Source organism: Desulfomonile tiedjei DSM 6799, assembly GCF_000266945.1.
In the GTDB taxonomy this organism is placed as follows: domain Bacteria; phylum Desulfobacterota; class Desulfomonilia; order Desulfomonilales; family Desulfomonilaceae; genus Desulfomonile; species Desulfomonile tiedjei.
Window position 1 is genome coordinate 1,853,050 of sequence record NC_018025.1, and the last position, 21,898, is coordinate 1,874,947.

Annotated in this window: 19 protein-coding genes; 4 read left to right on the forward strand and 15 right to left on the reverse strand. The window is 51.1% G+C overall.

The features are described from left to right. Positions 1 to 25 precede the first annotated feature (25 nt). From DESTI_RS07780 to dsrA, 3 genes are read right to left on the reverse strand one after another with little or no spacing between them, the layout of a single operon-like run. Positions 26 to 265 carry a dissimilatory sulfite reductase D family protein gene (locus DESTI_RS07780; RefSeq protein WP_014809413.1) on the reverse strand — a complete coding sequence of 80 codons (240 nt, stop codon included), beginning with the start codon at positions 263 to 265 and terminating at the stop codon, positions 26 to 28. A gap of 23 nt (positions 266 to 288) precedes the next feature. Then, positions 289 to 1,407 (reverse strand): dissimilatory-type sulfite reductase subunit beta, encoded by a 1,119-nt coding sequence (gene dsrB, locus DESTI_RS07785; protein WP_014809414.1) that lies wholly within the window; start codon positions 1,405 to 1,407, stop codon positions 289 to 291. Positions 1,408 to 1,421: 14 nt separating this feature from the next. Continuing rightward, positions 1,422 to 2,711 (reverse strand): dissimilatory-type sulfite reductase subunit alpha, encoded by a 1,290-nt coding sequence (gene dsrA, locus DESTI_RS07790; protein WP_014809415.1) that lies wholly within the window; start codon positions 2,709 to 2,711, stop codon positions 1,422 to 1,424. Between the two features lie 780 nt (positions 2,712 to 3,491). Between dsrA and DESTI_RS07795 the strand changes: the two genes are divergently transcribed. Both DESTI_RS07795 and DESTI_RS07800 read left to right on the forward strand, forming a co-directional pair. Beyond that, on the forward strand, positions 3,492 to 4,736 hold the full coding sequence (locus tag DESTI_RS07795) for a hypothetical protein (RefSeq protein WP_014809416.1): 1,245 nt from the start codon (positions 3,492 to 3,494) through the stop codon (positions 4,734 to 4,736). Positions 4,737 to 5,025: 289 nt separating this feature from the next. Beyond that, positions 5,026 to 6,450 carry a cobyrinic acid a,c-diamide synthase CobB gene (locus tag DESTI_RS07800; protein ID WP_014809417.1) on the forward strand — a complete coding sequence of 475 codons (1,425 nt, stop codon included), beginning with the start codon at positions 5,026 to 5,028 and terminating at the stop codon, positions 6,448 to 6,450. 278 nt (positions 6,451 to 6,728) lie between these two features. Here the strand turns inward: DESTI_RS07800 and DESTI_RS07805 are convergent, their stop codons facing one another. The 11 genes from DESTI_RS07805 to proC form a co-directional block, all read right to left on the reverse strand. Further along, on the reverse strand, positions 6,729 to 8,063 hold the full coding sequence (locus DESTI_RS07805; RefSeq protein WP_014809418.1) for an SGNH/GDSL hydrolase family protein: 1,335 nt from the start codon (positions 8,061 to 8,063) through the stop codon (positions 6,729 to 6,731). Positions 8,064 to 8,238: 175 nt separating this feature from the next. Continuing rightward, positions 8,239 to 8,448, reverse strand: coding sequence for a hypothetical protein (locus tag DESTI_RS07810; protein ID WP_014809419.1), 210 nt, complete (start codon positions 8,446 to 8,448; stop codon positions 8,239 to 8,241). A gap of 101 nt (positions 8,449 to 8,549) precedes the next feature. Beyond that, the gene (locus tag DESTI_RS07815; RefSeq protein ID WP_157212119.1) at positions 8,550 to 8,960 is read right to left on the reverse strand and encodes an ATP-binding protein; all 411 of its coding nucleotides are present in this window, start codon (positions 8,958 to 8,960) and stop codon (positions 8,550 to 8,552) included. Positions 8,961 to 8,977: 17 nt separating this feature from the next. Continuing rightward, a complete protein-coding gene (locus tag DESTI_RS07820; protein ID WP_014809421.1) occupies positions 8,978 to 9,319 on the reverse strand; it encodes an STAS domain-containing protein in 342 nt (113 codons plus the stop codon). 128 nt (positions 9,320 to 9,447) lie between these two features. Then, the gene (locus tag DESTI_RS07825) at positions 9,448 to 10,215 is read right to left on the reverse strand and encodes an acyl-CoA dehydratase activase (RefSeq protein WP_014809422.1); all 768 of its coding nucleotides are present in this window, start codon (positions 10,213 to 10,215) and stop codon (positions 9,448 to 9,450) included. Between the two features lies 1 nt (position 10,216). Then, complete coding sequence (locus DESTI_RS07830) at positions 10,217 to 11,449, reverse strand: 2-hydroxyacyl-CoA dehydratase subunit D (RefSeq protein ID WP_014809423.1); 1,233 nt, start codon at positions 11,447 to 11,449, stop codon at positions 10,217 to 10,219. A 510-nt stretch (positions 11,450 to 11,959) separates the two neighbouring features. Then, positions 11,960 to 13,507: a polyamine aminopropyltransferase gene (locus tag DESTI_RS07835; RefSeq protein ID WP_014809424.1), complete on the reverse strand. Its 1,548-nt coding sequence runs from the start codon at positions 13,505 to 13,507 to the stop codon at positions 11,960 to 11,962. A 12-nt stretch (positions 13,508 to 13,519) separates the two neighbouring features. Beyond that, a complete protein-coding gene (locus tag DESTI_RS07840) occupies positions 13,520 to 13,744 on the reverse strand; it encodes a DUF350 domain-containing protein (RefSeq protein ID WP_014809425.1) in 225 nt (74 codons plus the stop codon). Positions 13,745 to 14,192: 448 nt separating this feature from the next. Then, positions 14,193 to 14,405 carry a hypothetical protein gene (locus DESTI_RS07845; RefSeq protein WP_014809427.1) on the reverse strand — a complete coding sequence of 71 codons (213 nt, stop codon included), beginning with the start codon at positions 14,403 to 14,405 and terminating at the stop codon, positions 14,193 to 14,195. Between the two features lie 229 nt (positions 14,406 to 14,634). Further along, entirely contained in the window at positions 14,635 to 16,548 is a 1,914-nt protein-coding gene (locus DESTI_RS07855; RefSeq protein WP_083846668.1) for a DUF4178 domain-containing protein, read from the reverse strand. Positions 16,549 to 16,606: 58 nt separating this feature from the next. Beyond that, positions 16,607 to 17,413: a pyrroline-5-carboxylate reductase gene (gene proC, locus DESTI_RS07860; protein WP_014809430.1), complete on the reverse strand. Its 807-nt coding sequence runs from the start codon at positions 17,411 to 17,413 to the stop codon at positions 16,607 to 16,609. Between the two features lie 159 nt (positions 17,414 to 17,572). Between proC and yedF the strand changes: the two genes are divergently transcribed. Then, entirely contained in the window at positions 17,573 to 18,205 is a 633-nt protein-coding gene (yedF, locus tag DESTI_RS07865; RefSeq protein ID WP_014809431.1) for a sulfurtransferase-like selenium metabolism protein YedF, read from the forward strand. 712 nt (positions 18,206 to 18,917) lie between these two features. Here the strand turns inward: yedF and DESTI_RS07870 are convergent. Then, a complete protein-coding gene (locus DESTI_RS07870) occupies positions 18,918 to 19,751 on the reverse strand; it encodes an MBL fold metallo-hydrolase (RefSeq protein ID WP_014809432.1) in 834 nt (277 codons plus the stop codon). Positions 19,752 to 19,954: 203 nt separating this feature from the next. Between DESTI_RS07870 and dnaK the strand changes: the two genes are divergently transcribed. Beyond that, complete coding sequence (gene dnaK, locus DESTI_RS07875) at positions 19,955 to 21,868, forward strand: molecular chaperone DnaK (protein WP_014809433.1); 1,914 nt, start codon at positions 19,955 to 19,957, stop codon at positions 21,866 to 21,868. The last annotated feature ends 30 nt before the right edge of the window (positions 21,869 to 21,898 follow it).

Here is a 21,898-nt window from a genome sequence, read left to right on the forward strand (position 1 = left end):
GATCCGGTTCAACCAGCCGAAGGGACTAGTCCTCTTCCAGATGCTGCTTTCCCATGCCCTTCAGGCCGATCAAGGTCGTGCTTCCACTTGACCAATACTCGAGAGTTCCTTCCTGGACCATCTTGTTGACCAGGTTTTTGATGTCCCGGTTTTTCCATTCGGGAACCATCGAGTAAAAGTCCTTCAGATAGAACTTTGATTTGGTTTTGCTCTTGGTTGTAAGAGTGTCTACTATAGCTTTTTTTGCTTCATCTTCGGTCATCATGGAAAAAAACTCCTTTTGACCAACTAGAACTTGAATTGGGTCGACTGCCGCCAGGTTGTATAGGCAAAGCGATAATCATCAATGAGATGATGGGTGAACGGAATCTGGGTTTTCTCGAAGAAGCGTTCCCAACCGATTCTTTCAGCCCAATCGCCAAGTCGCTCGTACTTGCGTGCGTCTTTCGCGTACACGTCCACAATGTTCTTCACTGCTGCGACGGTGCTGCCCCAACGCGGCGGCTCATTGGGGATGAACGGGATAACGACTTTGGAGAACTTCGGCTTGCTGATTCTGTTGGAAAGCTTGCCGCCGACGAGGATGGCGATTCCGCTTCCGACTTCATCCGCCAGAGGCATGGCTGCGCACATGGTGTAGCAGTTACCGCAGAACATGCAGCGCTCACCGTTTACTTCGAGGCTCTTCAAGCCACCTGCAGACTTGGCCGGCTTAATGGCTGCCGTGGGGCAGGCCGCAATTGCGAGGGGGAGTTCGCACAGCTTGTCGATCCACTCACCATCGATCATGGGCGGTTTGCGGTGAATTCCGAGGATCGCTATGTCCGAACAATGGACTGCGCCGCACATATTCAGACAGCAAGCCAGAGAGACTCGCACGGGTGCGGGCATGTTCATGGAACCGAATTCTTCGAACAGACCGTCCATAACCGCCTTGACCACGCCGGAAGCGTCGATCGCGGGGGTGTGGCAATGAGCCCAACCCTGGGTATGAACGATGTTGGTGATACCGGAACCGGTTCCACCGATCGGGAACTTGTAAGAGCCCGCGGCGAACTTACGGCCCTTGAGATCGTCGATCAAGGGTTTCACCTTGCTCTTATCACTCACCAGGAACTCGATATTGTTTCTTGTCGTAAATCTCAGGTAACCGTCGCAATACTTATCCGCTATCTCGCAGATTTCGCGAAGGTGCTCGACACTCATGAGGCGGCAGCCGCCTACACGGACCGTGTACACTTCATCGCCACCTTCAGCGACGTGTACCAGGACACCGGGCTCCAGGATTTCATGATATTCCCATTTGCCGAAATTCTTTTCGATAACGGGCGGGAAAAATTCTCTAAAATACCTTGGGCCTATATCTGTAATTCTATCCTGTAGAGGATTGCTGGGATCGTAAGGCATCTGTGACCTCCTGTTTACCTTGGGTGTTTCGTTCGGTAGACTTCGATGTCTCGGGTCCAGCCGCCCTCGACCTCTTCCTCTTTCCAGAAGATGTACGGGTTGGATCTGGGCTCGTCCACCATTCTCGGATCGGGCTCCAGTTCGATCACACGCAGGAATTCCTGCATGCTCTTTCTCTGGATCAACTCGCCGAGACGTTCACGGTTCTTGCCTTCTTCCATCCACCAATCCCAAACTTTTTCGATCAACTCTTTCAGCTCATCGAACGGCGGCTCCATCTTCATGAACGGAACGGTGAGTGTGGACATCTGTGCACCTTCAAGAATCGGAGCTTTTGCGCCGAACAGTATGCTCGCTCCGCGATCTTCACCGATCCTGAGGGCTCGAGGCATAACATTGAGGCAATGCATGCAGCGCACGCATTCTGCATTGTTGATCTCAAGCTTGCTGCCGTCCCAGCACATGCAGTTTGTCGGACAGAGATTAATGACTTCAGCAATAATATCGAACTTGCCCCAGTCTCTGCTGGAATGTGCACCCGCATTGGGTTTCAGCTCGCCGCCCACATATGCTTTCACGGCTTCCTGGTTGATACGAATATCGTCTCTCCAGGTACCGATGACAGACATATCCGAACGAGCGATGGAGGCCACGCAACCATTGGGGCATGCGTCAAATTTGAACTTGAACTTGTAAGGGAATGCAGGTCTGTGGAGTTCTTCCTGATAGGCATTGGTCATCTGATGGCAAGCTTCCTGGCTGTCATAGCAGGCGAACTCGCAACGAGACATACCGAGGCAGCACTCGGGGGTTCTCAGGTTCGATCCCGAACCGCCCAGGTCCTGATTCAATTCATGGGTCATGTCGTAGAAGAGGGGCTCGAGATGATCGGTGGTAGTTCCCAAGAAGACGATATCACCGGTCGATCCGTGCATGTTCGTCAAACCGCTTCCGTGTCTGTCCCACAGATCACAGAGTTCGCGCAGGAACTTGGTGGTGTAATACTTGCTTGAGGGCTGGTTCACACGAACAGTATGGAAATGAGCAACACCAGGGAACTGCTGCGGCTGATCGCAGTATCTTCCGATGATCCCTCCGCCGTATCCGAAAACACCCACGATTCCGCCGTGTTTCCAATGGGTGACTTTGTCCTCGTAAGACATTTCCAGGACGCCAAGCAGGTCGTCAGGCGCGTCTTTCAGGATATGTTTCCCTTTTTCGACTTGCTGCTTGATATCGGAAACGAAACTAGGCCACGGTCCATTTTCCAACTCATCAAGCATGGGAGTCTTGTGTTTTCCCATTAAGGTTCCTCCTTCTTTACTTCGGGTTTTTGTTTGTCCATTTCATCGAGATCAGGCTAACTGCAGTGAACAAAAAAACAATTCCTCCAAAGAGCATTTTACCCTCTTTTTATGCTCCACTGAGGGAATAGTTTCGAATTTGCAGCGGGTTAAGTGAACGGGGAATTCTCCGGTCACCCGAACCTAGATTCGATCAAGTCTATCGCACAGCCCTTAACCAAGTCAAGAAAAAACATGGATTTTTCGCATCCATTCAGTTATTCGCGGACAAAATCCCCCTGCCGCCCTTTCTAAAAGGGGAGGTAAAGAAGCAACGTGCAATTCTCTCCTTAGTAAGGGGGGGTTAGAGAGGATTTATAAAGTCGGAGCGACCGACATCGCAGGAAAAGATTTTCTCTGCTCCGTGTCAGTGAATGATTATGATTTTGCATGACAAATGAATCGGCTGTTATCCCTTTGTGACAAAGCAAAAAAGGCTTTCTCTGTGAACTCCCGATTCATCCGATTTCCAACCATTTACAGCAGAGGACCCCGGCACCGTCAATAAAACGATTCGAATTGACGAATATCGTCGAGCCGATTATAGACCAAATTCTCTGATACCGATTCGCTTTTCTTCTCATAATCTGGGGGGCTGGAGGTATCCTTCGCTCCGGACGACGCAAAGCCCGTCTAATCACCCGCTCAGGACACCTCAGCCTTCGCTATCTTATAGGCACGACTGCCAAATGGTATGGGCATTTCCCTATTGAGGTTGCGGTTTTTGAAATCGGAGAAGAGTTGCGGTATCATCTGCCGAGAAATGTCTCGCACGTCTATCCGATCGACAGATATGGCATTCACATGATTCTTGCAGGAAAAGATGTTCCGTCCCACTTTTGCTATTCAACCCCCAATGGACCTGCCGTCTTCGAGCAGTCGCAGCTAAACGAATTTCTGCCGACGAATCGCTCTGAGGCGCTATCCGGAGCTGCTTCCGGAATCGCCTACGGTTCTTATCTTAGCGCTATCGAGCATTTTCTTGCCGAACATGAAGCGGACCTGGCGCAGGCTTTAGAAAAATGTCTCTCAGGCAATTCCTTATTTGTGGAAGAAGTGGAAATCATTGCAGAAAAACATGGCAGCGATTATCATCCGGCCAGGGTAAATGTTCTCTATGCAGACCGAAAAATCTCATTCGTCGTAAATGTCGCCTTGAGCGAACGCGGAAAGCAGAGACTTCTCGGAGATTTTTTCGTACTCCGGAGCCTTGCCGGGTATATTCGGCCCAGCTTTGTTCCGGAAGCATATTTTTCGGGCAGCACAATGATTGAATCCGCGGACGGACCGGTTTTCGCGGAGATGTTTTTGGCAGAATGGTTCGATAATTTTCACGAATTCCATCTGAAAGAATCAGACGAAGGTGTGCCCGGACTGGAACTCTGGGATTTTTCACAAGGCTGCCGCATGATGTCCCGGGTCGAAGAAGAGGAAATTTATCGTCAGGCGGCGTATATTCTCACGTGGTACTACAATCCGGGATCCTTCGAGGAAATTTTTCCCTGGCATCATGCGTCGGGGGATTTCGTCGTCCGATCGGACCACAGCACTATTGACGTGCGATTGATAACGGTCCGGCAATATGCTTCACGGCTGGAAATCCCGGAAGATGCGCGACCGGACCCGCTTCAACCGCTTCTCTTCTTTTTGGCAAATTTGACGGTGAGAATGCGACTGGACAGATTCGACGGAATAGGGAATGTGGCATTTGCAGGATCTCACGCAGTGCATGCGTGTGTTCGCGGCTTCATGGACGCATTGCAGGTGAAGTGTGCTCAGGGTTTCTGCGATCCCGAGTTGATCCGTGAGTTCTTTCGCGCTGTACGCGAATTGTCGCCTGGAGATTTGGCGGAGATATTTTCCTGTGTAGTGGGCGCTTATCACGAAGACGCTCCGGATGTTCCCATCATTCTGGCTAATCTTCCCGATCATATATTGGCCGTATATTTCGCGTTGCAGGAAATCGCCGCTCATCCGAGCGCTTGAGTTGCGCCTTGCATCGAGAAACGTTACAATTCTTTGGTTCGATCAAGGTTGGATGTATATACCTATTGCCAAAATTAACATCCATTTGAGGATAAGAGTGTTGGTGGGTGCCGGCCTCCGTGCCGGCACATCTTCAATATAACAAATGATATCAGTAGAATGGACCGGCAGGGACGCCGGTCTCCACTGATATCTTGGTATTGGAGCGTGAGACAGACGTCAACATTTTTGGCAATCAGTCTAAATCTGCCCATCAGCGTATTCAATAGTGTACGAGAGAGATAGGGAAATGGCGTCATCCATTAGAACGCCCAGAATAGTGCTGGCCGCACTCAGGGGAGGGGCAGGAAAAACCCTCCTGAGTGTCGGGATTGTCGCGGCTCTGCGAAAGCGGGGATGCAGGATCGGCGTTTTCAAGAAAGGGCCGGATTATATCGATGCGGGCTGGCTCGGGCTTGCAGCCGATGCGGTGTGTCATAATCTCGATCCGTACCTGTTTTCCAGAGAAACGCTGTTGAGCTCCTTCCTGGAGAAATCCCAGGGCATGGAAATCGCCATAATAGAAGGAAACAGAGGCCTTTTCGACGGAGTTGACGCTCAGGGTAGCTTCAGTACCGCGGAACTGTCAAAAACACTGAAAGCTCCCGCGATCTTGATAATAGATACCACGAAGATGACCCGAACGGCTGCTGCACTGGCACTCGGTTGTTGCGCTCTGGACCCGAGCCTGGAACTAAAGGGAATCATCCTTAATCGTGTGGGCGGATCACGGCATGAGCGAGTGGTTACCGAAGCGATCGAGCACGCAGTCTCCGTCCCGGTCATAGGATGTGTGAGAAAGCTGTCCCTGGACAACTTTCCCCAGCGACATCTCGGCCTGCTGCCTCTTCACGAGCATCCCGGAGCATTGGATTTCATCCGCGATGCCGCCGCGGTAGCGGAACAGAGCATTAATCTGGACAGACTTGTGGACATTGCCGGGCAAGCCGGAGAACTGGCTTTGGAACAGCTCTCGCTGCCGAACAGGAGATCCGACCATTATTCGGGAATAAGAATCGGAGTAATCAGAGATTCCGCGTTTCAGTTCTATTATCCTGAGAATCTGGAAGCCCTGAGCAATCAAGGAGCGGAACTCGTTTTCATAAGTGCGCTGAAACCCGAGGCGTTACCGGATGTTCACGCCGTGTATATTGGCGGAGGATTTCCGGAAACCCACGCGGAGCAGTTGGCTGAAAACACCATTTTCAAACGATCTTTGTATGAAGCTGTGGAGAGAGGGCTGCCCGTTTATGCAGAATGCGGCGGTTTGATGTATCTTTGCAGGACTCTCCGAATAGACGAAAGAGTCTACCCGATGACAGGCGTGTTTCAGGTTGACACGGTTCTCGAAAGAAAGCCACAGGGTCTGGGGTACATTCAGGTTGAAGTCACCGGGGCGAATCCATTTTTTCGCAAAGGAGACCGCCTCACCGGGCATGAGTTTCATTACTCTTCACTAAGAGGGAGACTTCCGGATTGGATGTATTCGTTTGCAGTGCTGAGAGGGCAAGGAATGGATGGACGGCGTGACGGACTTTGCAGATTGAATGCCCTGGGAACTTACATGCACCTTCATGCTCTCGGAGAACCACGCTGGGCGCAGGGTCTTTTGCGCAAAGCTGCTGAATTCAAGATTTCATGCGAAGATTCCCGTCGGCTCGCGATGACCCTTTAAATCCGGATCGGTACGGCCGAATGTGCGAAATAATGGGATGATATTTGGGGAGCGATAGACCAAAAACTCTGACGTTTATCCCACGCTTCAATACAAAATGTTAGTGGGGACCGGCGTCTGTCTCCCCCCGACCTTTCAGCTCACGCAGCGATGTGATGAGCGAAGCGAATCGCATCGGTCGCGAAAGACCTCGACTGATGCGGTGAACCCGCGCTGATCGCGGGTTCACCACATCCTACGCTGGCTTCAGTTTCATCATACAAGTTTGCTTCCTAAGTTCATCTCTTGAATGACAATGCAAGAGGATGCAAAAGCAGTTTGTCCCGGATGCAGCGTGCTATTACCTTATGACCTTCAACATTCGGGTGGTTGTCAGGCGTAATTTTGTAAGGCTGTTTTCCAGAAGTGACGGCTTCTCTCAGATAGGGAAGCGTATCGATATACGCTATCCCGTTCTTGCGGAAATAGTCGAACGCTCGCTCCCTTACGTTGGACTCGTTTTCAACAATTGCCGAGTATGCCTGTGGAACGATCTTTTCTAAGTTGGCCGAGTATTTGGTTACCGCTCCCTTGAATACGGTATGTTTTGTCGGAATCACAAGGACACAGAAACGAATCCCTTGCGACTCAGCTTTGGACTTCATCAAGCGAAATGCGTCCAATGAAAAAGCAAGTCCTCGTTTAATCCAATCGTTCTGCATGTCCAGCCCACTGAAGACTCTCTTGGTGGAAAACACCGTGCAGTTCGTGCCATCATCAAAAAAGAACGCGTCGTTCGAAAACGAACACAGGAAATTGATGAAACATCTCAGGCCGTTTCCAATCAAACCGCTATCGGGAGTGTCGAGGAAAGCGTATTCAGACATAGCGTACATGGCGCGGATCAGAGCAACCAGTTTCAGTCCGGCGCGGTTCGCGGGCACCACTGCGTTCTCGAAATTCGCTCGTGCCTGTCTTGTCACCCTGGGAACCATATGGAGAAATTCCATCGATTCTTCGAGAGTGCACTGCGTCGGGGGACGCTTCGTCTGCCCTGAAAAATAATGGAAGTCCACCAGGTGAAATGAGTCAAACAAGTCGTTGCCCGTGTAGAACGTTGCGATCATGACACGAGGCTTCCTTTCGATCGCCTGATCGGAAAGGAGCAGATAGTGAACGGGACCGTATCCCGGACAGGAGACGTTCACCACCTCATGCGAGAAATCCGGGGCCGAATCCGAAGACGGTCGTTCGCACTCCGAGACCAAATTAACCTTGCCCGAGTAGAATTCCGGGACCCGTTGTACGGCAATAAGAGGATCTTCAAAGAATGAACTGAGTATTTCAGGCCACGCTTCACGGGGACTTACTCCCGATCCGTACGTTATGGAATCGCCCAGAGCCAGGAGTTCGGGGCTGCGTCTGAGGTTTGGAGAACTGCTCAATCCAGGGCTGTCAGAAACGAACCGGTATTCGAGATCCGCATCGGGGACGACTTCAGATGGAAAAATAAGACTGTTCAGTTGGGGAAAAATCCACGTACCTACAGTTAAGACTAGTTCCATTAACAGCAGGCCGAGAAGAATAGCCAAACAAGTATGGGGAAGAGTCTTGCTTTTCTTGAGCAGCAGCATCGGGGAGTCCGCAGCGCAAGTCGATTAGTCAGTGCTGATATTATTAATAGCATATAATCGGTATGTTATCAAAATTAAAATGAAGTGAAATGAATAATATGTTCTAACTATCCAGGATATATGAGATATATAAATCTATGAGGCTTCTTTCAGCAACGGAGAAGGGGAGAATTCGTCACAACTGCGGTCTTCCTTCGTAACGGGTCTTGCAGTCGGAAACACAACTCGCGTAGGCTCCCGGATTGAGCACGGGATCGTATGCTACCCTGCATTGCATAATGCAGTTGTCCATTTCATAATTTGACTGGGTTGTGGCCGGAAAGGCAGCCAAGAGCAAGGTAGCGGCCAGCACTATAAGCAGGACTTTCGCACGGTTGCGTTTCATACGTGACCTCCGCTCTTCTTTTCTCGTTTCTGACTGTATCTTAAGGAGAGGTGAAAATTCTGCCTCTACACCTTTATAGATGCAAGATGAGGCGAACCGGATCACTTGATCGTGATCGTAAGAATGTTTTTGCCATTTTCTCGCAGATAGTTCATCGAATGCGCAGTTTGCCGCACAAGGTAAATCCCCAGTCCGCCTTCAGTACAATCCATAATTGAATCATGGAGTTGTGGCGGCGGAAGTGAGAGCGGGTCGAACGCACAGCCGTCGTCTTCGCATCTGATGGTAACTTCAGACTCCTGCAAAGAGAGCATCAACTGTATTTCGTGCGCCCATTCGTCCTTGAACGCATATTTGATTACGTTCGTAACCACCTCTTCCAGAATGAGGTTTACACAGTAGATAGTCCGCTCCGGAATTTGCCTTGAACGGAGAAAATCCTCCGCGGACGACATTAAACGAGTGAGTTCGTCGAAATTATTCGCCAAACTGAAGTGTATCGTGTCCATCATTGGATCCCGCATGCATTTCAGCCTGCAAGAATCGCCAGGGCCTCCTTCTCGTCATGCGTTACGGGTATGAATTTCGCGGTACCGGAATTCAGCAGGGTTTCTTCCACCATCGGCTGAGGATTAAGAACCACTAGCTTGTTCCGGGATGACGCAAGCGCTTTGGCAGCGGCAAACAACAAGCGGATTCCAAGCGATGCGAGATACGTTACAGCGCTCATATCAATGAGCAATGAGGTGTTGTTGACTTCCGCAATGCGTCTGAATTCATCTCCTATTTCGGCTTCGCCCGCGACGTCGAGCTTTCCGGACAATGCAATTCGTGTCAGATATGCTTCTTTTTCCGTGACTTTCAGCTCCATGGATTTCCTCCGAATGCTTTTTGCCATGAATAAACCACAAGTATCGAAGAATATAAAGAGAAAACTATGAGGGAAACATTTCTTGTAAGGTATCCGGGTTCGTTTCTCAATTGCAGTGCGGTGAGAAACTATTCTGCAGCGTAGAGGGCGGCCCCCAGAGCACCCATAATCTGAGGATGAGGTGATATCTGAATGGGAACATCGGCATGTTCCTGGAGCATCTCGGCAAGAAACGGATTGTGTTCGATGACTCCTCCGGTGAGCACAACCGTATCGGTGAGCGTATCCATCTCCATGATCCGTTTGAGAACGGATCGGAACAAACCCCTTACGATGCGGTCGACAGGATAACCGGCTTTGATCTTCTCCAGGACCTCGGTAGCGGAAAACACCGTGCAGTAACTTCCGAGCACGACTTCACCCGTTGCGGTTCGAGCAAGCCGATCCAATTTATCCAGAGGCAAGCGGAGCCGTAGAGCCATTTCTTCCAGGAAAGCGCCCGTGCCTGCAGCGCATTTCCGGTTCATTTTGAAACTGACCCTCTGGCCGGATGCATCGAGCTTTATGATCTTATTGTCCTGTCCGCCTATGTCGATAATGGTAATCGGTCCTTGAAAGAAATGCAGGCAACCTCTACCGTGACACGATATTTCGGTGCGGTCGGAAGTGGCAAACGGCACACTCTTGCGACCGTATCCTGTGGAGACAACGTGCCGCACATCACCGTTATGCAATCCGGCGCTTTGCAGAGCTGCAGACCACGCTTCCAGAGCTGCGGCTTCGAAATCCGTTCCGGAATATACGACGCGACTGCCTATCATCTGAGACTGAGCGTCCAGAATGACTGCCTTCGTCGTGCAAGAGCCTACATCTACTCCACCGGTGTACCGAATCATCTCATTTCTTTTCGTCGAGCTGCTCTATGAAAGCCTCGATATTGGTCTTGGCCTGTTCTTCGGAATAACACCGGAGGTCGTTCAGGTCGCCGTTTATAACGAGAGTGGGAACCTTCAATCGTTGCGTCATTCGCTGAGGCATGCAATACCTGCTATTGCTGTTGTTCGGACAGGTCTTGGCATCATGGAAAATGACGCCGTCCACGGAAAACTTGGTGATCCACGCATCCATGTATGCTTCTTTGTAGGTTTCATCCCGTACGATGAACAGCTCGGTATATGCGCGTGCCATGGATTCCAGCGGCTGAGCAGGGTCGAATGCATCGAAAATCCAGCTATTGCAGTACGTGGAAGCAACGATATTGGTTTTGAGTGACGTAAACAGCTCACTGAGATCACGAAGCTTGCCCCAAATAGGCATACCATCCCAGTAGATTCTATGGCGCTCGCCTTCTATGGCGGCAACTTTGTTCTCAATGCGTTCGTGCAATTCACTCAAGAGAAGTTTGTAATATTCGACTGCCTCCGGCAAACCCCTGAGCACAACAGCCGGAGCCATGTGAATGCTGGTGTCGAAAAACGTCAACGGCGCCGGAATGGTAGCTCCACATTCAAGCACCTGACGCCACAGGCGGGTACACTCAAGAGAGAGTCCGACCACTTCACGCAGGCGATCTATATCGAAGCGATTCCCGGACACTTCTTCGAGAATGGGAATCATCTCCTTGAGTTGTGCGACCAGATCGGCAATGTGATGATCGTCGACGGACTTGATATTTCGGTGGGTGTGCAATCCGACTATCGGCACGTTCCATTCTCTCGCATAGAATGCAAACCAATCCTGCACGTCCCGGCACTGATTCGTGTTGTAAACGAGGACGTCCGCCTTCGGAACCGATTCGAGCCCGTACGCTTTTGTGAGGGGAGTTATTCCTTTGAGATAAGCGCCCACATCCGATGTCAAGTACGAACAGATGTCCGGAGAATAACCGATTGCATTGGCCAGGGGAATGAAGTCGGTTGCCAACCGGGTCGCGCCCAGGAGAGCACCATGATTCTCAGGATAATATACCTGGAATCCCATTGCATGCAGGAGCTCAGCCGGTCCGACGGAAGTGCACCATGCAATTTTGGGACTGCCGTTTTTCTTGGCCGTGTCCAATGACGTGAAATAATCCGCCATGAGTCTCTTCATATGAGATGTTGCAGCAATGGATTTTCGTACTTCTGCCATATGCATTCTCCGGGGGCTTGAGTGTTGTCGGTTATTTAAACTAGCGTATCCCGGTGAATTTTACAAGATAGTCCGGGACCGCTTGTAGGTCCATACATAACTGCATTTCGCCAATAGACTATTTACTGCAACTGAGAGCCAGTCCGAAATTCCTGTAATGGCTGTTGCTAGTCCGGGTGGTCAGGACCAATGCGGATCGGTAGGGGTCCCGCTAACACGCAGGTGGGTGCCCGGTAGCGCGCGGCGTCCCTGCCGCTCACAATTTATTGATTTATCAACATATCGTCCAGTGGCACGGAGGCCGGTTGCTCCCAATCGGAATGGCTCTCCTTCATCACTCCTGCGGATTCTCAATAACTGGAAACCGGATCTTCCTGGAAATTCGTACGTCGGCAGAGACGCCGACGTCTACCGGGGCATGCAGAACATTATTCCTCAGGCATACCATGTATCTACCCGCACCTATTCACGAATACTTGGCTCTTGAATCTTCTTTGTGCGGCTGAATGTTCACGATCCAAAACGGCGCCATCCTTGCCGGTAATATTTTACCAGGACCTGATCGTCGAGACGATTCGCTGCAATATCCCGAACCGGCTTGTAGTCTTGCGGAAAGAGAAACAGACTATGTAGAACATCATCATTAAGGAATTTGAGTGGGACGTTCTTTTCCAGTTCGAGCATTCCGGGGTCGAGGCCCCTTTGTGATGCCATAACGAATCCCCAATCTCCGAAAGACGGTACGTACGCATGGTACGGATAGACATGGAATCGGCCGTTTCCTTCCGGCCCAAGAGGAGTTTCTTCCCAGGTTTTCACGATGCACCAGAAGGCCTCGGGAGCATAGAAAGGACTGGTCGCCTGAGTGACCGCAATTCCGCCTGCGTTCAAATGCCTGGAAAGCAGCTTATAGAAACTTTTGGTATAGAGTCGTGCCAAGGAAAGTGTGTTCGGGTCCGGTAAATCCAGAAAAATCACATCCCAGAATTCCTCGGATTCCTCAAGGAATTTTCCTGCATCCTGAATGTGTACCTTCACTCTCGGGTCTGAAAGCGCATTATTCGACAAGCCTGCGAGCAAAGGTTTTTCACGGAACAGACCGATGACCTCGGGATCGAGATCGACCAGATCGATGCTCTTTATGTGCGAATACTTGAGCAGTTCCCGCACAGCCATTCCGTCTCCGCCTCCGAGCACCAGAGCACGGGCGGCTCCGGGTAATGCAGACATTGCGGGATGGATGAGAGCTTCATGATAGCGGTGCTCGTCAACACTGGAGAATTGCAGACCGCCATCGATGAACATTCGTACATCGCTGTGCCATTTGGTGATTACGATCCTCTGGTACGGTGTCTGTCGCACAAGGATGATATTATCCTGATACAGAGCGTTTTCCGTGAATGATGTGAATGCTCCGGAGCCGATAAAGCCGACTGTCAGTATCGCTGCACAAATTCCCGCAGCAACTGCAAGAGCACGCTTCTTCTTGAGCATGTGCCCCATGACCCGAATGGCGACTGCTGAAACTCCCACGTTTACGAGCCCGAACAGGAAGCTGGTCCGGAGTATGCCCAAATGAGGGACCAGCAAGAGCGGAAATGCGCAGGACGCGATCAGGGCACCGATATAGTCCAGAGCCAAAACATTGGAAACCGTGAGTCGAAGAGCTTCGTGGCTGCGCAGGATCCGAATGAGCAGGGGAATTTCCATGCCCACCAGCGTTCCCGTTACGGTCAAGACACAAATCAGAACAGGAAGATACGATGAGAGGAAAGAAAACGTCAGCAGCAGCACTGCCGCAGACAATCCGCCCGAAAGCCCGATCCCGATTTGGATGGCCACGAATGCATCGGAAAGACGGGTTTCCACATAACGGGTCAGGTAGGACCCGAGTCCCATTGCCGAAAGGAATACTCCAATGACTATGGAGAACTGGGTTATGGAACCGCCCAGGAGATAACTGGAGAGCGAGGCAGCTATAAGCTCATATACCAAGCCGCACACTGCAACAATGAACACCGCGGCAAGGAGAAATACTCCCGGAAAGCGAGGGGCCATAATGTTTGTTCGCTACCTTATCGCTGCCTGGATAATGATTGCCAGAGAGATAAATACCGATCCCATGATGATTGCCAGCGCAGTATTCTGATCCTGCTCGATTTCCTTTTGAATGGAAAACGGGGTTACTTTATCCATAATCCAGAGCGCTGCAACGAACACCAGAAGTCCGATGATGCTGTAAATTACTGTGCTGAGCATCGCCAAAGGTTTCAAATCGTGCCAGAATTGTTCCATTTCTCATCTCCCCGAAGGGTCTTCCGTTTTTCTTGGAGAGTTCACATGAACTTCCTGTCTGGGTATCGTCAAAGACCGGAATGAAAAAGTCACAAAGAAAAATTCTTTAATACCGATTCGCTTTACTTTTCATAATCTGGGAGGCAGGAAGTATCCTTCGCTCCAGACGACGCAAAGCCGTCTAATCACTCCGCTCAGGACACCCCCAGCCTTCCGCTATCTCACGTGCCCAACTGCGAAATGGCATAATCCCATTTTGCATTCAGAAGAGGAAATTGGGGGACCTCTTGTAAGAATGCCCCCCAAATCCCCTCGAAAAACTTTTGCCATTCGCCGGAACCTGAATTTCCAAGGAGAAATTCAGGTTCCGGCGAGTGTTGAAAGTTCTTGAGGAGGGGTTCGGGGAGGAACTTCTTTCAAGAAGTTCCTCCCCGATTTCTCTTCTTCGTCACTTGCCTCCGCGGTAGCCGCCACCTGCATGGGTTCGTCCCAGAAAATAAGCGAATCCCGCTCCTGGATGCCTTGTGGAGCCTTCTCTCAAACTGACCGGTTTCTTCAGGTCCGCGGGAAGAAACCAGCCATGAAAGCCTGCTCCATATGCGACCACTGTTGAAGACAGGAGAAGCGTTCCTATCACTATTTTTGTAAGCAGACCCGCCATAACGGTGTGGTCCTCTCATTCCATTCTTGCATTGAGAAAGCAACTTTCTGTGTTCGTAGCAAACCAAGCTGCGATCAAGTTAACGCCTACACAAAGCTCACTCAAGAAAATGTTGTCATTCGCCGGAACCTGAATTTCCAAGGAGAAATTCAGGTTCCGGCGAGTGTTGAAAGTTCTTGAGAAGAAGTCGGGGAGGAACTTCTTACAAGAAGTTCCTCCCGACTTCTTCTCAGTCATCATCGTCATCTTCCGCCACTTGCTGCCATCGTCTGGCTTCGAAAATGAGCCTTCCCAAGGGCTCGGCAAAAGTCATCAGACCGGCAAGAATCAGCGGAATGAAGAAATACCACGAAATCGTAACATCTGAATACAAAGAAATCTGGATAGGCTCTTTCATGGGAGGACCATTGATACCGCTTCCTCCTGTGGCATGAACGAGCAACTTGTATGTTCCCGCTTTCTTGATTTTGAAATAGCTGCTGAAATTGGACGATCCCTCGGACCAGGATCCGTCTGAGTCAGTCCCATAGTAGTAACTGGCGTCCCCTGAGAATTCGGAGACTACGCTTTCTCCAGCGTTAACAACCGCGAAATCCAGAGCAAGCCAGGAATTCTTCAAAGGGGCATGGCCTGCCAGTCGCAAGATAGTTCCATCCTGTTTGATCGCAAAAGGTTGAGTCAGGTGTTCTTTGGAATACTGATCGTACGTTATTTTCTCGTGGAGCACCGCAGTCTTTTTCTCACTCGTGCAACTGTAGGTCAACAGAAGCACGTTAAGGATCAGGAAAACACATGCAATCTTCCAGAGACCTACCAGCGATGCATAGGGAATGTAAGGCTGGCAGGAGTACACTCCACCTCGGGAGGGAATCCTCCGCCCTTTCGGTACTGCGGCCTGCATTTCTTCAGGACTGACGTACCTCCCTCGGAACAGCTCGATTTCTCTACCGGTTTTTTCGCGGTCTATGCACTCGGGTGGCTTTACCAGATGCACATAATGGGTGGATTCTCCGACAACGGCTCGCCACGGGAGCGCTCCGTCCACCCATTTCAGGGACTGAGTGCCTTGCTCGTAGAATTTGAAGGTATCCTGACCGACTCTGACTTTCTGCTTGGGTTTAATTCCGGGAGGAATTGCCACGCTACCGTGAAACGGTGAACTCAACGTAAAATGGCCCCGTTCCTCCGAAAGCCATAGATAGCCCGCATCGGGATTGTACAGGACGTATTCGAAAGTACGATAATGTTTTGTGCCTTCTTGCTCGTCATAGAGCAGTCTGCCCATGACCTCGTACTGTACTTTGTCAAAAGTAAGAGGTGTTCCCACGGGAAAAGTAAAGAGTGGCTCAGGATCTTCATTTTTTCCCACCACTTTGGCTTGCGCTTCGGTGAGATCCAGCCCGGCTCCGCATGCCTCACAAACCACCATTTCTGTAGTAGAGACTCGCGCACCTTCGTACGGCTTTCCGCAGGATGGGCATCGAATAATCAGGCCGACTCTGCTTTCAGGAGCAGTCTTGTCTTCAGGGCTCGACTTGGCTGATTTCAGCTCGAGGATGCGTCCGATGAAAGCTCTGGGAGCACCTGTTCCGGCATCATATTCCAGGCCGAAAGAAAAGCTGCCGTCCTGTCCTGCTCCATCGGCATAACGATAAGTTTCACCGATCTCCACCTGAAAGGGAATCTCTCCTTCTCCGCCGATACACCGTGCTTCCCCGATTTCTTCCACTACCCCGATCTTGGGGCCCAGGGCGATTTCCATTCCGGGCTTTAGATCGTCAAAAGGAGGAACAGGTCCGGTGAGAGTAAATGGTTTTTCCAGAAAGAGCTCGCCTTCATCCTCGCTTAGCCACAGGATCGACCCGTCCTGCATCTCAACGTACCACTCGTTCCAGGTTCCAGTGTCGTGGGCGTATACGAGCCGGCCGAGTACCCGAAAGGATTCCTTCTTGAGTTTCCCCGATGCACCCACCTTGAATCGGGCTGAGAGAGGCAGATCCAACGATTTGTTACCTGCGCGCAAAGCCGATTCGTCATCCCAGTAGATCGCGGTCCGGCAATAATCGCAGATCTTCATCAGGATTCCGGGATTCGTAACCAGGTGTGCGGCTCCGCACGATGGGCAGTGAAATCGTCTTTCCATGTTCCGTAGAGTGCTACCTGTTTCTGACCGTGATTTTCGGGACCATAGGCGTTAACCGCTAATCTTTATCCAGCTCCTGGGCTCGGTTTGTGGCCGCTTCGATGACGTCCATGAGGATTCCCCGTAATCCGGCCCGTTCCATCTCCTGCAATCCGGCAATGGTTGTTCCGCCAGGAGACGTGATCCGATCTTTCAGCTCGCTGAAGGACGCACCGGTTTCCGCCATTTTTGCGGAACCCAGGAAGGTTTGCACTGTCAAAGCCCGCGCGGTAACCCGATCGAGTCCCATACGGACAGCTCCGTCGGTAAATGCCTCCATGATCGGAAAAAGGTACCCCGGCCCGCTTCCTGAAAGGGCTGTCACCACGTTCATGTACTTTTCGTCCACCGCAACTGCGACTCCGACGGCAGAGAACAGATCCAGAGCGACGTCCATATCTTTCTGATCCGCTCCTCCGGCTTTGCACAGTGCTGCTGCACCGAATCCCACCATTGCGGGTGCATTCGGCATCACTCGGATGACGCGAGCGCGCTGGGAAAGACGCGAAAGCATAGTTCGGGTAGATATCCCTGCGGCTATGGAAATCACGAGTTTCGTTTCGCCGATATGTGACGCAAGCTCATCCAGCACAGCGGGCATGATTTGCGGTTTGATCGCTACAATGAGTATCTCGGTATCGGTTGTCGCAACATCAGTCAATGTTGTTACCGGCACCACGCCGAACTCGTTCTTGAGCACGCTTAACCGGGTTTGGTCCACGTCAAAGACTCGAATGTGTTCACCCAAAGATTTGCCCGATGACACAAATCCTCTAATAAGGGCGAAACCCATGTTTCCTGCGCCGATTACACCGATATGTTGCAACCTACTCTCCTTAGCTTGATAATAGTAAAAGGTATGAGCTATATTAAATATAGGAAAAGCCGCGGTTTGCCCGCGTGCCGATTATAGTAGCACGGAAGCGCCCCGGCCCGACAGAAAAAATCCTTTTCTCATCAGAGCGGGTGGCCCCAGGAGGTTTGAATGGGTGAAGTACAAACGGTTGATTGCCGCGGTCTCTCATGTCCTCAACCCGTGTTGGAGACAAGGAAGGCTCTTGAAGAATCGGTTGCCTCCCAACTGAGAATTCTCGTGGACAATATTACGTCCCGTGAAAACGTGAAGAGATTTGCCTCGAGCCAGGGTTTGGGCGTTCAGGTACGTGAGATGGGGGCTGACGAATTCGAGTTACTGTTGGAACGAGTTCAGGATACGGCATCTCCCGAAAATAAGCCCACGGAATCGCAATCTTCTCCAGTGGAGCAAGAATCCCTGAACGGCAAGAACGTAGTGTACGTGGGCAACGACTGCATGGGCCGCGGCGACGATGAACTCGGTCGAAAGCTCATTCGCGGATTCCTGCGCACGTTGATCGATGTCGCACCTGTTCCATGGAAAATCATCTTCATTAATGCGGGAGTGAAACTGACGACACTGGACGAAGAGGCTGTTGAAGCTATTTCCGTCCTGGCAGACAGAGGCGTTGAGATTCTCTCTTGCGGGACTTGTCTCGAACACTTCGGCCTTGTGGATCGACTCAAAGTGGGACGCGTTACCAACATGTTCGAGGTAATCGAATCTCTCAACGGCGCGACAAAGGTGATTTCTCCGGATTGATACCTTTTGTCATCAAAGCAAAAAACCGGGAAAACCCATACGGGAACTTGAGGGAGAGGCTTTTTACAGATGGATTATGTCATTAGCTCCGCGAATTTGCCACCTTTGCGTTGGGGCACCACTTGGCTCAAAGTTCGAAAGTCCCGAAGGGACGAACCATGAGTAGCCACGGGTGCAAGAAACTGTCTCAAAAGTCGTAATCTATCCTGGATCGTGGCACGAACTTCTCATCATCTTCACGGCCTGACTGTAGGGGAGCCCCTCGTGGGTGCCCGGTAAAGACCGGCCTCCGTGCCGGTCATTGCGGGAGGGCAGGCACGAGACCTGCCCCTACAGGGATGATGAATCGTGGCACGATTTTTGTGCATTCGAGAATTTTGAGACAGTTTCGCAAACCCGTGGGTAACGGCGTGCCACAGCATAAAGGCTAGGACCCTGGAAGGGTCCGCCATTGAGTTCATCCGAGTTCAAGTTGAACGATAGTGGACCCCGCTAGGGTCCTCACTGGTCGGTTTGGCTACAATTCTTTCCATGGGTTCCACCCATGGCTACATTTGGATCGCCCCGTTGGGGCTCCGGCCGGCACGCCTCAGCCATATGAGCGCCAATAGCGGAGCGAAAGGAACAATCCGTTATAGAAAAAACCATCGCACTCCTTCCTAAAATCGCAATTCTTCGGTTGTCGATTTTCGACATTCGATGGCTTGATGGGCTACAATTCTATTTCGAGACCTTCGTATGCGGCTTGACTATTAGGGAATTTTTGCTGGGCTTTACGTTCGATTTCCTCGACGAGATCGTCGCTGTTTCCGTGATGAAAGAGAATCAGGCGCTTCACTCTGGCTGCAACAGCTAATTCCACGGCTGCTTCCCATGTGCTGTGTCCCCACGATTGTCGTGAGATATCATCCCACAGTCCGAGATACTGCTCTGGCGTAAACATACTGTCGTAAATCAGAATGTCCGCATCCGCTGCAAGCTTCAGCATTTCGGGGTGTATGCCTTCCATGTGTTCGGTGTCGCTCGCATAGACCACGGTTTTCGAGCAGAATTCAAGGCGGTATCCGAAGCTGCCGCCGGGATGATTGAGCCGCTCGGCTTGTACAAGCGCACCGTCGATCGAGACTTGTTCTCCCGGATCCAGATTGTGGAAAGTCAGCATTGCAGCCAGTTCATCCAACCGAACCGGAAAATTGGGATAGTCCATCTGTTCTCGCATGATCCGATGTATCGTGGAACTCAAGTCTTTTCCGCCGTACAGATGGAACTCGTTTCCATTGGTGAAAGCCGGGGCAAAGAAGGGAAATCCTTGAACATGGTCCCAATGCAGGTGAGAAAAGAAAATGTGGCCGCAAATTTTTCGCGGAGTGGTTCTGAAGCTTTTGCACATAGCTTCGCCGAGTTCCCGTATTCCGGTTCCCGCGTCAAAGATGATCAGGGTCTTGTCGCAACGAACCTCGACGCATGCAGTATTGCCGCCAAATTTCAGTGTGGTAGGCCCGGGACGGGGCAAGCTGCCGTGAACTCCCCAAAATTTGATAAACATAGCCCTTTCCGTTGGAGCATATAGTTACCGAATGGAGTTTATCCAAGCGCAAAAACTATCCTATTATTGCAGAGGTGAGGAGGGTAAGTCAATCATTGCCTGATTATTTGATACAGTTTATCTCCAGTCGGTTGACACGGGGTAGGGGATGCTTATCTGAGAAATAACCTGAACGGTTAAATTCCCGTGGAGGTAAACTCATAATGTCCAAACCCATTGGCATAGATCTTGGCACGACAAATTCAGTCGTCGCTGTTACGGTGGGAAAATCACCGGAAGTAATAGTAAATGAAGAAGGCTCCAGGCTAACGCCCTCGGTAGTGGCTTTTACTGACAAAGGAGAACGGTTGGTCGGGCAATTGGCAAAACGGCAGGCAGTCACCAATCCGAAAAACACAATCTCCTCCATCAAGCGATTCATGGGCAGACGCTATGATGAAGTGCAGCAAGAGCTAAAAACCATCACGTACGATGTCACTCCCGGTTCTGAAGGGGATGTGAGGATAAAAGCGCAGGGAAAAACTTATTCTCCACCGGAAATTTCCGCGATGATTCTTCAGAAGCTCAAAAAAGCTGCGGAAGATTATCTCGGTGAAAAAGTAACTGACGCGGTTATCACGGTTCCCGCGTATTTCAACGATGCGCAACGTCAGGCTACAAAAGATGCAGGCCGTATTGCGGGTCTCAAGGTATTGAGGATCATCAACGAACCTACAGCCGCGGCTCTGGCATACGGACTCGACAAGAAGAAGAACGAGCAAATTGCAGTGTACGATTTCGGCGGCGGAACGTTCGATATTTCCATTCTGGAAGTCGGAGAAGGTGTAGTTGAAGTCAAATCTACCAACGGAGACACTCATCTCGGTGGGGACGATCTGGACTTGCGTATCATCCAGTGGTTGGTGGATGAATTTAAAAAGGATCAGGGAATTGACCTCGGCCGCGATCCCATGGCAATGCAGAGGCTCAAAGAAGCTGCGGAAAAAGCAAAGATAGAATTGTCCTCAACCATGGAGACCGATGTCAATCTGCCTTTCGTCACGGCTGATGCTTCAGGTCCAAAGCACCTGAATGTAAAACTGACGCGGGCCAAATTCGAATCGCTGGTTCAAGACCTGATCGAGAGAACCATGGAGCCCTGCAGGCGTGCAATTCAGGATGCAGGCATTTCTGCCCGCGATATAGATGAGGTCGTTCTGGTGGGCGGTTCCACGAGAATCCCCATGGTCGTGGAAAAGGTAAAAGGATTCTTCGGAAAAGAGCCACATAAAGGGGTTAATCCGGATGAGGTAGTGGCATTGGGCGCAGCGGTTCAGGCTGGGGTCCTTTCAGGAGAGGTTTCCGACGTACTGTTGCTCGATGTTACCCCGCTTTCACTGGGTATCGAGACACTCGGCGGTGTCATGACGAGACTCATAGACCGTAATACAACGGTTCCAACTCGAAAAACCGAGATCTTCTCCACAGCAGCGGACGGTCAGGACAGTGTTGAGGTCCATGTGGTCCAGGGTGAGCGCGAAATGGCAGCGGACAACAGAACCCTGGGGAGATTCCATTTGACCGGAATCCCGCCTGCTCCACGAGGTGTCCCTCAGATCGAGGTTACCTTCGACATCGACGCCAATGGCATAGTGAATGTATCGGCCCTGGACAAGGGAACCGGGCGGAAGCAGGACATTACCATTACCGCTTCCAGTGGGCTCTCTGAAGACGAAATTCAGAGGATGGTCCGTGAGGCTGAGAGGAATTCCGCAGAGGACAGGCGTAAACGCGAAATGGTGGATGTCCGCAATCAACTGGATTCTCTTACGTACAGTGTGGAGCGATTACTGAAAGAGAACCGAGACAGGCTGCGATCTGAGGATATCTCTGCAGCGGAATCCGCTCTGCAGCAGGCGCGTGACGCCATGAATTCCGGCGACATGGAACGTATGCGCTCCGCTATGGATGTCCTGAACAGCGCATCTCATCAGGTTGCTCAAAACCTGTACGGTCAAACTGCCTATGGCCAGCAAGGAGCCCCAGGTGAAGGCGCACCATTCGAGGGCGGTGCGGGGCAAGCCAGACCAGCAGGACAAGACCAGGATTATGTCGACGCAGAATGGCGCCAGACCTAATACTAGTGTGCTTTCAAAGCAGTAATATCC

Excerpts from the sequence above, each read along its gene's own strand:
- DESTI_RS07830 (WP_014809423.1), bottom strand. The coding sequence starts at position 11,449 with ATGGCAGAAGTACGAAAATCCATTGCTGCAACATCTCATATGAAGAGA.
- DESTI_RS07855 (WP_083846668.1), bottom strand. The coding sequence starts at position 16,548 with ATGGAAAGACGATTTCACTGCCCATCGTGCGGAGCCGCACACCTGGTT.
- yedF (WP_014809431.1), top strand. The coding sequence starts at position 17,573 with ATGGGTGAAGTACAAACGGTTGATTGCCGCGGTCTCTCATGTCCTCAA.
- DESTI_RS07825 (WP_014809422.1), bottom strand. The coding sequence starts at position 10,215 with ATGATTCGGTACACCGGTGGAGTAGATGTAGGCTCTTGCACGACGAAG.
- DESTI_RS07870 (WP_014809432.1), bottom strand. The coding sequence starts at position 19,751 with ATGTTTATCAAATTTTGGGGAGTTCACGGCAGCTTGCCCCGTCCCGGG.
- DESTI_RS07805 (WP_014809418.1), bottom strand. The coding sequence starts at position 8,063 with ATGCTGCTGCTCAAGAAAAGCAAGACTCTTCCCCATACTTGTTTGGCT.
- DESTI_RS07780 (WP_014809413.1), bottom strand. The coding sequence starts at position 265 with ATGATGACCGAAGATGAAGCAAAAAAAGCTATAGTAGACACTCTTACA.
- DESTI_RS07820 (WP_014809421.1), bottom strand. The coding sequence starts at position 9,319 with ATGGAGCTGAAAGTCACGGAAAAAGAAGCATATCTGACACGAATTGCA.
- DESTI_RS07840 (WP_014809425.1), bottom strand. The coding sequence starts at position 13,744 with ATGGAACAATTCTGGCACGATTTGAAACCTTTGGCGATGCTCAGCACA.
- DESTI_RS07815 (WP_157212119.1), bottom strand. The coding sequence starts at position 8,960 with ATGATGGACACGATACACTTCAGTTTGGCGAATAATTTCGACGAACTC.
- DESTI_RS07845 (WP_014809427.1), bottom strand. The coding sequence starts at position 14,405 with ATGGCGGGTCTGCTTACAAAAATAGTGATAGGAACGCTTCTCCTGTCT.
- dsrB (WP_014809414.1), bottom strand. The coding sequence starts at position 1,407 with ATGCCTTACGATCCCAGCAATCCTCTACAGGATAGAATTACAGATATA.
- dnaK (WP_014809433.1), top strand. The coding sequence starts at position 19,955 with ATGTCCAAACCCATTGGCATAGATCTTGGCACGACAAATTCAGTCGTC.
- dsrA (WP_014809415.1), bottom strand. The coding sequence starts at position 2,711 with ATGGGAAAACACAAGACTCCCATGCTTGATGAGTTGGAAAATGGACCG.
- DESTI_RS07835 (WP_014809424.1), bottom strand. The coding sequence starts at position 13,507 with ATGGCCCCTCGCTTTCCGGGAGTATTTCTCCTTGCCGCGGTGTTCATT.
- DESTI_RS07800 (WP_014809417.1), top strand. The coding sequence starts at position 5,026 with ATGGCGTCATCCATTAGAACGCCCAGAATAGTGCTGGCCGCACTCAGG.
- DESTI_RS07810 (WP_014809419.1), bottom strand. The coding sequence starts at position 8,448 with ATGAAACGCAACCGTGCGAAAGTCCTGCTTATAGTGCTGGCCGCTACC.